The 11,080-nt window shown below is 66.5% G+C and carries 14 protein-coding genes; 9 read left to right on the forward strand and 5 right to left on the reverse strand.

Features of this window, described 5'->3' with window-relative positions; genetic code table 11:
* Positions 1-345: 345 nt before the first annotated feature.
* The gene (locus tag ACLQ2X_RS28030) at positions 346-1,017 is read right to left on the reverse strand and encodes an SMI1/KNR4 family protein (protein WP_425684084.1); all 672 of its coding nucleotides are present in this window, start codon (positions 1,015-1,017) and stop codon (positions 346-348) included.
* A 485-nt stretch (positions 1,018-1,502) separates the two neighbouring features.
* On the opposite strand from ACLQ2X_RS28030, the gene ACLQ2X_RS28035 reads away from it, so the two are divergent.
* Together ACLQ2X_RS28035 and ACLQ2X_RS28040 are read left to right on the forward strand one after the other, a co-directional pair.
* The gene (locus ACLQ2X_RS28035) at positions 1,503-2,024 is read left to right on the forward strand and encodes a GNAT family N-acetyltransferase (RefSeq protein ID WP_425684085.1); all 522 of its coding nucleotides are present in this window, start codon (positions 1,503-1,505) and stop codon (positions 2,022-2,024) included.
* A 238-nt stretch (positions 2,025-2,262) separates the two neighbouring features.
* Complete coding sequence (locus ACLQ2X_RS28040; RefSeq protein WP_425684086.1) at positions 2,263-3,234, forward strand: hypothetical protein; 972 nt, start codon at positions 2,263-2,265, stop codon at positions 3,232-3,234.
* 184 nt (positions 3,235-3,418) lie between these two features.
* Here ACLQ2X_RS28040 and ACLQ2X_RS28045 read toward each other — a convergent pair whose 3' ends face one another.
* Both ACLQ2X_RS28045 and ACLQ2X_RS28050 read right to left on the reverse strand, forming a co-directional pair.
* Positions 3,419-3,943: a carbon-nitrogen hydrolase family protein gene (locus ACLQ2X_RS28045; RefSeq protein ID WP_425684087.1), complete on the reverse strand. Its 525-nt coding sequence runs from the start codon at positions 3,941-3,943 to the stop codon at positions 3,419-3,421.
* Positions 3,898-4,140, reverse strand: a complete 243-nt coding sequence (locus tag ACLQ2X_RS28050) for a hypothetical protein (RefSeq protein WP_425684088.1) — start codon at positions 4,138-4,140, stop codon at positions 3,898-3,900. The genes ACLQ2X_RS28045 and ACLQ2X_RS28050 overlap by 46 nt, the downstream gene beginning before the upstream one ends.
* 226 nt (positions 4,141-4,366) lie before the next feature.
* On the opposite strand from ACLQ2X_RS28050, the gene ACLQ2X_RS28055 reads away from it, so the two are divergent.
* The 7 genes from ACLQ2X_RS28055 to ACLQ2X_RS28085 all read left to right on the forward strand — a co-directional run bounded on the left by ACLQ2X_RS28055 (position 4,367) and on the right by ACLQ2X_RS28085 (position 8,977).
* The gene (locus ACLQ2X_RS28055; protein ID WP_425684089.1) at positions 4,367-4,792 is read left to right on the forward strand and encodes a hypothetical protein; all 426 of its coding nucleotides are present in this window, start codon (positions 4,367-4,369) and stop codon (positions 4,790-4,792) included.
* Between the two features lie 158 nt (positions 4,793-4,950).
* Positions 4,951-5,430, forward strand: a complete 480-nt coding sequence (locus ACLQ2X_RS28060) for a hypothetical protein (RefSeq protein ID WP_425684090.1) — start codon at positions 4,951-4,953, stop codon at positions 5,428-5,430.
* A gap of 214 nt (positions 5,431-5,644) precedes the next feature.
* Positions 5,645-6,310 carry a hypothetical protein gene (locus ACLQ2X_RS28065; protein ID WP_240322313.1) on the forward strand — a complete coding sequence of 222 codons (666 nt, stop codon included), beginning with the start codon at positions 5,645-5,647 and terminating at the stop codon, positions 6,308-6,310.
* A 166-nt stretch (positions 6,311-6,476) separates the two neighbouring features.
* Complete coding sequence (locus tag ACLQ2X_RS28070) at positions 6,477-6,902, forward strand: DUF6924 domain-containing protein (protein ID WP_425684091.1); 426 nt, start codon at positions 6,477-6,479, stop codon at positions 6,900-6,902.
* 225 nt (positions 6,903-7,127) lie between these two features.
* The gene (locus tag ACLQ2X_RS28075; protein WP_425684092.1) at positions 7,128-7,892 is read left to right on the forward strand and encodes a hypothetical protein; all 765 of its coding nucleotides are present in this window, start codon (positions 7,128-7,130) and stop codon (positions 7,890-7,892) included.
* A complete protein-coding gene (locus ACLQ2X_RS28080; RefSeq protein WP_425684093.1) occupies positions 7,873-8,376 on the forward strand; it encodes a hypothetical protein in 504 nt (167 codons plus the stop codon). Before ACLQ2X_RS28075 ends, ACLQ2X_RS28080 begins: the two co-directional genes overlap by 20 nt.
* Positions 8,377-8,566: 190 nt before the next feature.
* Positions 8,567-8,977 (forward strand): hypothetical protein, encoded by a 411-nt coding sequence (locus ACLQ2X_RS28085; RefSeq protein WP_425684094.1) that lies wholly within the window; start codon positions 8,567-8,569, stop codon positions 8,975-8,977.
* Positions 8,978-9,277: 300 nt separating this feature from the next.
* Here ACLQ2X_RS28085 and ACLQ2X_RS28090 read toward each other — a convergent pair whose 3' ends face one another.
* Positions 9,278-10,615 carry an IS3 family transposase gene (locus ACLQ2X_RS28090; protein ID WP_425684095.1) on the reverse strand — a complete coding sequence of 446 codons (1,338 nt, stop codon included), beginning with the start codon at positions 10,613-10,615 and terminating at the stop codon, positions 9,278-9,280.
* Positions 10,612-10,923 (reverse strand): transposase, encoded by a 312-nt coding sequence (locus ACLQ2X_RS28095; RefSeq protein ID WP_204924187.1) that lies wholly within the window; start codon positions 10,921-10,923, stop codon positions 10,612-10,614. Before ACLQ2X_RS28095 ends, ACLQ2X_RS28090 begins: the two co-directional genes overlap by 4 nt.
* Positions 10,924-11,080 lie beyond the last annotated feature (157 nt).

Here is an 11,080-nt window from a genome sequence, read left to right on the forward strand (position 1 = left end):
GCCAACGACGCTGGGGCCAACCCGCCGCCCTCGCAGCCTGACCCCAACACCGCGAACCTTCGTGGTCAAGGCACTAGAAGTGATCGCAGTACGGAGAGCGACGACGGCTCCTCAGAGTGGTTGGGGCCGTAGCGCAGTACGCGTCCGGCGTCGTACGCCTCGACCTGACGAACGGGCCAGCCGTCATCGCCCACTTCGAAGTACCAGACCGAGTGGCCCCAGCCAGCGAACTCCCCGCATCGGTTCTCCGCCCAACGACGGCGGTAGAAGCGATTCGGCATGGCGGAAAGAGTGCTCGCGGCACGGCCGCTTCTGCCGCCTTCCGTGCTGCAGAGCGTTCCGGCTTTATCGGGACTGGGTTTGCTTTTCGGCCTGTTCGAGCCATCCTCGGCACCAGCGCGTGAAGCCTGTCGGGCTCCCGTCGGGCTCGTGCAGAGGCAGGAATCCGCCGTCGCTGGCGGTGTCGTCGCCCCACATCTGACCGCGAGCTGGTCCGCTGATGACGAGGGCTTCGCGGTAGGCGCAGCCGAGGTGACAGAGGTAGAGCAGCCCGATGGAGTGTTCGGGCGAGAAGACGACAGCTTCGTGCTGCTGCCAGTAAGCGTCTTCAGCCTCGTTGAACTTGTCTTCGGAGTCGAAGTCCGCCTTGCCAGGGGGATCGGGCAGGTCGTCTGCGGGGTTGAATGCATCGGTGTGCGGGAACGGCCGGCTCAACGTCTTCAGGTCGGTGAGTTCGGCACCGTCGCCTTCCCAACGCCAGCGGTCGTCTACCCGTTGAACGGGAAAGAGGCCGTACGCCGGGCCTGCGCCCCCGCGACTGACCTGTAGGAGGAAGGAACGGTACTCGGCGGGTAGCTCGACATCTAACTGTGATTCCAGCTCGGCCAGCTCATCCGTGGTCAGAGGAGGCTCGCGCCGCCACTGATGGCCGTTGGCTCCGAAGACCATGCCGGCAAACGGGTGCGTCGACAGTCTGGCCAGGCGATCGGGCACATCCGACCAATCCGAGGGGATCACGGCGACACCCTAGATGTTGTGCTGCGGGCGCGCGGCCATGCCGCTGAGCGTCGGTGGTCAGCCGGCGAGGTCAGTCACGTCGTCGGCGACGGCCTGCTCGCTGCTGTGTGTCTCCTCGGCTCGCCCGATCGGGCCGCGGAACTGCGCGGCAGGGGAACCGGCTGATCTCCGCCAGTGATTCCGCAGTGGGGAGCGCCGAACACGCGAGTGAAAGCAGTGTTGCTACGACGCCCTCCGACGGTGTCGCGACCACTTTATGACGCGGATCACTCACCTCGCTGTGCTGAGCCCCTCGCGGGTGGGGGCGTGCTGCCTCGCAAGTAGTCAGATACCCACCCTGAGGCCCTCGAGGGTCGCCCGGGCGGGCACACACGTACTCCCCTGAACGAACAGCCTCGCCGACAGCAGAGGCGGCCGAGAGAGCCTGGTCCACAGCGGATTCGAGGGGTTCGTCGGAGGCCCCGACCGTGGCTACGCTGGCCCGCGTGCCAACTCTGATATCGCCCACCAGCAGGCTGTATGCCGCCTTCCAGGACTGCCGCGACGACTGGGGACCCGGTCTGCACGAGGACGGCTTCGGCCTCGGCCCCGAAGACGACCTGGACTCGCCCGACGGTTTCGCCGACTGGGTGCGGCGACGTGTCCGGCTCGACCACGGGGCCGGGGCGCCATGCCCCGACGAGCGGCACGCCTCCTGCCGGTGGATCGTCGAGGAGGGGCAGGTGCTCGGGGGGATCGCGATGCGGCACTGGCAGGACGATGACCTGGGCCAGATCGGCTACGGCGTACGTCCCTCCGCCCGCCGGCGCGGCCTGGCGAGCTGGGCCCTGGGCGAGATGCTCCGTGAGGCCCGCACCGTGCTGGGTCTGCACCGGGTGCTCATCCCCTGCCTGGAGGACAACCTCGCCTCGGCGCGCACCATCGAAAGCCAGGGCGGCGTGTTCCAGGGAATCCTCGACACCGGGCACGTCCGGGTCCGCCGCTACTGGATCACGCTCAGCCGCTGACCTGCCCACCGGCGCCGGACATCAAGGAGAGCGCCCTTGTACGCGGAGCGAAAGAGCGACCGGCGGAAGGGGCCGATTCGGACAGGGAAACCGTCCGGGACCGCTGACAGGGACGGATGAGCCCCGCCCAGATCGAACGCACTGATCTGCCGCTTAGCGCATGGCCCGGCGATCGGGTAGAAGATCGCCGCCGCTTCGAGTTGGAGGGCGGCGACCGCAGGCGGGAAGATCAGTGGCTGTGGGTGGCCTGATGGAGGTGTCGAGTCCGATCGACGTGCCGCGGCTCCGGGCCGAGCTCGACACGGCCACGAGGGTGCAGTTCCAGGCGCCGCTCTCCGATGCGGACTACCGCACGCTCGCCGCGATCCTGGCGGAGCATCCGTCCGTCACCCTGCGCGCGTATGGCTTTGATACCGAGTTGTCCACGCTGCGGTTCCTGCGCTGGTTCCCGCACCTTCGCCGCCTCAGCGTGGCCGACCTGTTCCACCTGACCGACCTGACCCCACTGCACCAGCTGGACGCCGACGTCGAGTTCCTCGACCTCGGCGAGACCCGCAAGCCCCTCGACCTCACCCCGGCCACCGCGTTCCGGAACCTGCGCGAACTCAGGATCGCAACACATCACCGCGGCCTCGCGGACCTACTCCACACCAACCCCAACCTGCAGGGCCTCGCCCTTTGGAGAATCCCGGTCGACCAAATCCTCCCGATCGTCACACTGCCGCACCTGCAGTCGCTGTCACTCACCCTCGGCTCCCTGACCGACGCCGAATGGCTCACCCAGATCCCGACCCTGAGCTACCTCGCGGTCCGCAACGTCCGCCGACTCACCAACCTCGAACCGGTGACGCGCCTACCCGCGCTGCAATGGCTGATCCTGAACGCCCTGACCATCGACCAGCTTCCCGACTTCAGTCCCAGCACCGCGCTGCTCCGCGTCGACCTCGACGGCATGCGGCGCCTACGCCAGCCCAACGCCCTTCACGGGCTCGCCGCCGCACCCCGACTCCAGGACCTCTGGGTCACCCAGTCGTCGCTACCGGCCGAGGCGTTCATCCCATTTGCCAGCCATCCCACCCTGACCCATGTTGGCGTCGGCCTCGGAAGCGAACGCCGCAACCGAGCGGCCGAACACCTGCTCGGGCGGACACCACCACCACGCGACGACGACTACTTCGCCGCGACCCACAATCTCCTGTACATCCTGTAAGCCCACGCGGACGACGACAGCCGCGACCGCCGCCAATCGTTCAACAGCCCCTTGGTGGCGCTCACCGTCGAATCGGCCGCGGCCACAGCCACCTACGTCTCGGCGACGCGGGCGCCGCTCCGCATCTAGGATCGACGTACTCTCATAGCCGCGAGCCGAGTGGAGCAAGTCGGTAGTGGGCGACTTACGGCGGCTCGATCTCGATGGTGGCCATTCCGGTCGTCCCCGTGCGGACTTGCGCCACCACTTGGCCGACCGGGTCAATGACGCAGGTTGGGCCCAGCCCAATCCGGGACTCGTCACGTTCGCCGGTGACGTCGGCGGAGATCAGCCACATGCCCGTCTCCTGGACCCGCCGCGCGCGGATCTCGTTGTGTCGGGCCTGCCACCAGAATGCCTTCTCGCGGCGCATCATGTTCTGCGCCGGCACCAGCAACACCTGCGCCCCACCCACAGCCACCGCGGCCGCTGCTTGCGGGAACTGCGTGTCGTAGCAGATGTTGATGCCGAACCGCATACCGTCATGGGTGAACACCGGGTAGGAGTCCCCGGCCGTGAACACCGACTCTCCGCCGGTCAGGAAGGTCTTGCGATACCCACCTACCACTCGACCGGCCGTGACGACCAGCGCCGTGTTGTAGTACCGGCCCCGCCACCGCTCGATCATCCCGAGCACGAGCATCTGCCGGATGCCGGCCAGCCGTGCCAACACCGCAGCGAACGCACGTCGAATGCGTGGCGGTGCACATGCTCGCCCGTGACCAGATAGCCCTGCAGGAAGCACTCTGGGAACAGCAGCAGGTCAACACCCGCCGCGTCAGCCCGGTCCGCGAAGTCCTGGATGACCGTCACCGCCGCGTCCACGTCACCAAGGATCTCTAACGTCTGGCAGGCACCGATCCGCACCGAGTCAACGTACCCGTGAGCGGCGAGAGCTGGGTGCGCAGCAGATCAGAAAATGGCCGGCCTGGCCCGAAGATCCGGTGCGCGGATCTGCCGCCGAGCGGGCCTGGGCTGGCCGGTGTCACTTACCATCCGTAGCGGTTCCGCCAGCGGAACGGCCTGCCTGCCGAGGTCGAGGGCTCCAAGTTTCAAGACCCTTCCAAGGGTCCGAAGGCGTAAGGTCGCTGCCGTGGATCAGTGGCTTTCGGTGCTCGACGACCTTCTCGTGAGGCAGTTGCCGGCCGACGCTGACGTGCATCACGTCGATCTGCGGGTGAGCGAGGACTTCTGGGACTGCCAGACTCGCGATGAGATCTACGAACCTCGTTGCGCCGAGTTCGAGGCGGACCGTGATCGCTTTGCGCAGGCCATCACCATCCGGTATGGGTCGCCGCAGCCGAAAGATCTCATGCCGTACGTCTCTGGCAATCCGCCGCATGACGAGCCAGGCAGCTTGCTCTTCGACTACTTGGCCGGCTGGTTCTGCGAGGTCGACGTCTGGCAGGTTGGCGACCGCGGCATCATCGTCGAGGTCGGCCAGTATGACAAAGAGCTACCGCTACAGCTCATGCTCGTCGTAGGCGATATTGGGGACGGTCGGACAACCGTGCTGTAGCAGCATCCGAATCTGCCGCAAGGCGGTCGTCGCTGAAGGTATCCGTATCGCGGGTGCCTGCATCCGATGTGTAGCGAGGAGTAAATTTCGAGGGCGGCGATGATCTACGGTCTGAGAAGCTCTCGAGCGTGGCCGTTACGTAGCAGTTGGCACGACTCTTGCCTGGGCAGCTCGCCACGTGCCGCAGCTCGGCCGAGGAGCTGGACAAGCTCTGTTCGTTCGCGCTGCTCCCCTTCACGGAGTACCTGGACCTCGATTGGGCACCGGCTCCGCTCATCCGCGTGTTCGAACTGGCGCAGGTCAGCACGCCGATCGCCGCAGCGTTGCGGCGCGGGCTCAACGGCGACGTAGAGATCAATCCGGCCTTCCGCGACCGCCGGGACACGGTGTGGGAGCATCCCGTGACGGCGCTCGAACCTGCCATCGTCGCTGATGTTGCCGCGTTACTCGGACAGGTCGACCCGGGGGCGGTGCTGGCCGCCCTGCCGGAAGACGCCACGGCGGCACTGCTGTGCATCGGAATGCGTCAGTTCGACGGACACCCACGGCCATACCTGCAACGGCATCTCGCCGCGCTGCGCGACTTCTACGCACATGCGGCGCATCGGCGGCTGGCGGTTGCCCTCTGGTGGGACTGAACCGCACCGAATCCTCGGCGCACCCTCAACTGCCGCTGAGCATGCACGCCGGCGTCGGCCGGTCCGTCACCGATCATGTGCGGGCACCGGTAGGTACGGCGCCGTCGAGTGCACGACCGAGCCGAGATCGCGCGGCGGTGTAGTCACTCACCTCGTGGAGTCGGCACGTGTTACGGCAGCTGTGGATGGACGAGCGAGATATCCCCATGTTCAGGTGGGTGACATCGAGTTCAATAGCGCCGTGATCACGATGCAGGCGGTCATCGAAGTCCCCGCGCTCACCAACGACCCGGCGCCGCCATGGCCGGTGGCCCAGACCGCACCTTGGTCATGGCTGCCACTCAACGCCGCCTGCACCGATGAGGAAATCGGACTGTTCGTGGCCGCTCTGGCTGCTCGGATCGAGGTGCCGCCTCCTAGCGACCGCGATGAGGTCGTGGACGCCCTGCTCGCCGAGGAACCATTAATCATCGCCGGCGGCCTGCAGGTGGGTGACCCCAGCACCGGAAGGGTCGTGGTGCCGGGCTGTTGCGCCGGACTGGAGGACTGGCGGGACTGGGCGCAGGCCCTTGCTGGCGACTCGCCATGGCTGGGCCACGACCCGGGCCCTGAGATCGAGGCGGTTGGCGATGACCTGCGGGTGTGGCAAGACCGCGGCCCGGACCGTCATCGCGGCCGCTGGGCCGGGCTCCATGTCGACCTCCCGCGTCATGCGCTGCCGCAGCTGCTGAAGGGCGTGCAGCGTGACCTCGTCGGCTTCCTGGACGCCTTGGCCAGATGGGCTGATCGGGCCGACCTGGGCCGGCAAGGGACCGCCTTGGTGAGGGCGATCGACCATAGCTTCACGATCACCGCACCACGGGACTCGCCGGAGGGTTAGTGGACCGTCCACGGGCCGGTTTCGACTTGCGCAGTGCTGACATCAACATCGACACATGCCAGCACCCGCTTCCGCCGCCGATCGGTCGGCGGTTACGCGCGGCCAGACACCGCGTCGATCTGGGCGCCGGTAGGCCAGGGCCTCTTTCGATGGTTAAGCTGCGGCGGTGGCAGAGTTGCCGGGGACATGGAGCGTCCCGGTGGTACGAGCAGACTTCACCGATGACGCCGTCTGGAATCAGATCAGGATGCGGATCGCGGAGCCGACCGAGGAGGGCTTCGGCGCGGACGTGGATTTCGTTGAGGACCGCGCGTTGGACGGCCTGGATGAGGCATCGATCGTAGCCAGCTACCCACCGAGCTACCCGCACGAGTACCGGCACCCGGTGCTGTTCGTGATCGACGCTATCGCCGTATCCACGCCCGGCCACCCCGTGCTGGTCATCAACCTCAACGCCGGTGTCGACGCGCGACCGTTCCGGGCGCTGCCGACTCAGGTGCAGGCGATCCAGAACAACCTTTCGCTCGCGAACATGGACTACATCGAGTTTGCGACTTCAGCGGGCCTGGATGGTGTCTTCCGAGGTTTCTGACTCGACCAGGAACACTCTTGTACCGCTGAATCGCACGTCACGAGGGTGACGTCGGTGGCGTTGTTGATGTCTGGCCGTGTCGAGTCGAGTACGTCGTCGCAGCGGCGGCAGTGTCGGCTCTGCGGTTGGAGGCGTTCGGTCCCTCGTCTATGTGTGCTACCAAGAAGCCGTTGCCTGCCGGCCCCGGCGTACTGCGGCCGGTGGCGAAGGGTTAGGAGTGCGTGGATGAGAGCGATCTTGTACGACCGGTACGGGCCGCCGGATGTGTTACGGATCGAGGACGTCTCCAAGCCGTCTCCAACTGGCCGACAGGTGCTCGTCAAGATCGCAGCGACCTCGGTCAACCTGAGCGATTGGGAGACCCTGCGAGGTTCGCCGCTGTATTCGCGCATCGAGAGCCCAGGCGAGTGGGCGAGTAACCTGGTCGTGATCAATGGTGAACGGTCGCCAGGTACCGACCCTGAGTTCCGGACGCCGGAGGCGCGGATGCTGCTGGCGGAGTTCCAGGGGGACGAGAGGCGGTGGCGGCGGCTCTGCGCGGAGTTGGAGCGGGAGAAGTACGGGCTTGATGTCATGCAGGCTGCATTCCATCTCGCCGTGCTGCGACGCTTCAGCGGCAGCCTGGAGCTCCGCGAGGTCACCCGCTTCGTTCGAGAATTCAACGCCGCCGCTCCTGTGAAGGCGCGGGTACCGCCGCGTGAGGCGGAGGCGGCGATCCGTATCTCGCTCGGTGAGGAGCACCTTGCCGAGTCGATGGACAGAGGGTTGTTGGGCAACACTCGCTATGCTCTGCTCTTCGCACTGGTAGGCGATCTGGGACTGGACGACGACGAGATCATCCGGCTGCTGAGGTCGGCGGAGGACGTGGTTCTCACCGGCAGGCAGATCGGGTTGTTCGGGTCGCTGGCGGGCGAGTGGTCGACGGTGCCGCGTACGGATGGAGGCGGGATGCATTGGCGTTGGAGGCGGGGTGGCGGTGAAGGTGAGTAGGAAACGTCGCCGGGCGGTTGGCGCGCGGGAGGCGACGTCCGGGCCGGTCACCTTGATGGGCCAACTCCTGCGCGGGCTGGCGCTGCGTCAGTCCGATGAGGTCGAACGGGCTAGACGGGCGATGCACGAGCCTGGCGGCGAGGCCGACTCGATGGCAGTCATTGATGCCGCGTTCGAGCTTGCGGTGCGGCGTCGCTTCGTGCCCGGTGCGGATCTGCGGGAGATCGCTTCGTTCGTCGCGGACGTGCGGGTGGGGTTCGGTCCGACCATCGACGTACTCGCGATGGAGGCGTTAATTCGGCAGGCCCTCGGTGAGGACATGCAGGTGGGTGACCTGAGCGCCAAGACCGTGATCGAGTTGAAATGCGCCACCCTCGTGGCTGTGCACGATGTCCTGTCGTGGAGTGACGCGGACATCGACCAGCTGCTGGCTGAGGTGGAAGCGCTGGTGAACGAGAAGGGCTTCAACCCCGCAGTCGGCTAGGACTTAACTTGCGGATCTTGTAATGGTGATCGCGCCCGTCGCTACGCCGGGTGGGCGTCGGTCTCGTCAGGTCCATGTGGGGTTGCCCAGTGCTGCGAGGGAGTCTGTCAGGGCTTGCGCGCCGACGCCACGCGGATTGTCGTCGATCTCTAGGGTGTGGTTGCGGGCGTACGGCAGGGGAGGGGCGGCCATGGGCATCTGTGTCGTGTGCCGGGCGGATCAGCGCACGGTGGTGCTCATCAGCAGTTGGGGCGTCCCGCACGGGGCCTCGGGGCACCAGGTCAACTACCGCTGGAGCAGCGTGGAGGCCTGCCCGGAGTGTGGGGCGGGCCTTCTGGTGCGCTTTGATCACGATTGCTTCCACCCGCCGTGGGAGGAGCCGTGGGACATGGACTGGTCGTGGCCGGTCGACGCCGACGGGGTCCAGCGGCTGACCTCTGCCATCGTCGGGTGCCCGGACCCGCTGCAACCGTCCTGCGAATGTTCCGCGCACCGCAGGTTGCGCGAGACCACCGAGAGACCGCCACCGCGTGAGGTCCCGGTGACGATCGTGTTGACCGAGGACGGGCTGCCGCAAGTCCGGTCGGTACACGATCTATAAAGCTGGCAGGACCGATTGATAGACGGCCAGACGCGGCGGACGTTCAACCTTGCCCCCCGTTTACCCCCCGAAAACGCAGGCCAAATGTTGGCGAAGAGTGACAAGAGCCCGTGAGGCCTTAGCAACGTCCTTGCAGCTCAGCGACCACCTCAGGCAAGTGATGACAAGCCTGCTTCGGCTACTTTCCGTTACAAGGGGTCGTCGGTTCGAATCCGGCCGTCCCGACGCAGGTCAGAGGCCATTCGGAATCTTCCGGATGGCCATTTCTGATCTTGTACAGCAGCGAAGTACAGCAACGGCTCATTGATCGAGGCTTTCCCCGAGCCTCCGCAGAGCTTCGCGGGTCGTCTTGGACGAGACCTGGCTGTAGATCTCCATCGTGATCGAGAAGTCCGCGTGCCGCAGGATCGCCATCGCGACCCGGGGGTGCACGTCCAGGTCGACCAGCAGCGAACCGCAGGTGCGTCGGGCGTCGTGAACGGTGATCTTTCGAATGCCGGCACGGGCGATGCGGCTGTCGTAGGAGCGGTTGAAGTTGCGGGGTTCGAGCGGCAGTCCGTACCGGGTCGTGAAGATCATGCCGGTGTCGTGCCAGGCATCGCCGGCTTTCTCTCGTGCGGCCTGCTGTTGTTGGTAGCGGTGCCGCAGTGCGGCGACGCAGATGACCGGCAGCGGTAGGGGAGTGAGGTTCCCCCGGTTCGCCGGAGGGTTGGTTACCTGGCGCCGGTGGGCCCAGGCTGAACGATAGCCGTCTCGTCGTGCTGTGCGGTGGGCGTGCCAGGCAGTTTCGTACTCGTCTGGGGATCGCCAGCCGAGGTCTTTCTGGATGCGGCGGGTGTTGTACCACCCGTCGATGTAGGTGAAGATCGCGTTCTCCGCCTCGTCGCGGGTTCGCCACGAGTTGCGGTAGACCAGCTCGATCTTCAACGTCGACCAGAAGTTCTCCATCAAAGCGTTGTCGAACGAGTCGCCGACCGACCCCATCGACGGCAGGATGCCGTTGTCGGCCAGGCGCTGGGCGAAGCGGAAGGACGTGTAGTTCGACCCGCGGTCGCTGTGGTGGATCAGTTGACCGTCGCGGACGTCGCGGGACCAGATGCCGTATTCGAGGGCGCCGAGGATCAAGTCGGTGTCGCAGCGGTCGGAGCAGCGCCAGCCCACGATGCGGTTGGAGAACACGTCGCGCACGGCGGCGAGCCAGAACACGCCCTCACCGCAGGGGATGCGGGTGGCATCGGCGACCCACAACCGGTTCGGCGCCGCCGCGGTGAACTGCCGGTTGACCAGATCCGGCGCCGGCGTCGCCTTCGGGTTCGACCGGGTCGACGGGATGCGCCACTTCTTGCGCAGGAACGCCCCTTGCAGGCCGGCGGTCCGCATCAACCGCTCGACGCGCTTGCGGCCCACGTGCCGGCCTTGGCGGCGCAGCATCGCGTGCACACGCGGACTGCCGTAGGTGCCGCCGGACACCTCGTGGATCTCGGCGATCTCGACCGCCAGTTCGGCGTCCTCGCGTCGGCGAGCGGAGGGGTTGGCGGCTTGGGCGAGCCAGCCGTAGTAGGTCGACGGGGCGACGTTGAGGACCCGGAGGACGGGCTCGACCCCGAAGCGATCGCGTAGCTCGTCGACGAGCGTCACGACCGTCGCCGGGTCGGGTCGAGTTCCGAGGCGAAAAAAGCCGACGCGGCTTTCAGGATCTCGTTGGCCCGCTTCAGTTCGGCGTTCTCCCGCCGCAGCCGACGCAGCTCCTCCACCTCCGAGGTCGTCGGCCGGTCGTCGCGCTGGCCACGGTCGGCCTCGTCCTGGCGGATCCAGTTGCGCAACGCCTCGTGATGCACCCCAAGCTGGCGGGCCAGCTGGCGGATCACGGGCTTCGGGTCCGACTCCCGATACAAACGCACCGCACGTTCACGCAGCTCATCGGGGTACTTCTTCGGTGCCGCCACGGATGACTCCCTTCAGCTCCATCAGAGCATGATCGAAAGCCTCCGAGCTACCGGGGGAACCTCACAGCTCCACCCTTGCAACTACTCGCCGACGTCTCACCCCGTTCGGCGAAGACCGAGGAGCGCCCTCCAGCACATGGCCGGATAACAAGGGCTT

It is taken from the genome of Micromonospora sp. DT31 (assembly GCF_049841795.1).
Taxonomy (GTDB): domain Bacteria; phylum Actinomycetota; class Actinomycetes; order Mycobacteriales; family Micromonosporaceae; genus Micromonospora.

Coding starts and splice junctions, on each gene's coding strand:
- ACLQ2X_RS28075 (WP_425684092.1), top strand. CDS start 7,128: ATGAGAGCGATCTTGTACGACCGGTACGGGCCGCCGGATGTGTTACGG.
- ACLQ2X_RS28085 (WP_425684094.1), top strand. CDS start 8,567: ATGGGCATCTGTGTCGTGTGCCGGGCGGATCAGCGCACGGTGGTGCTC.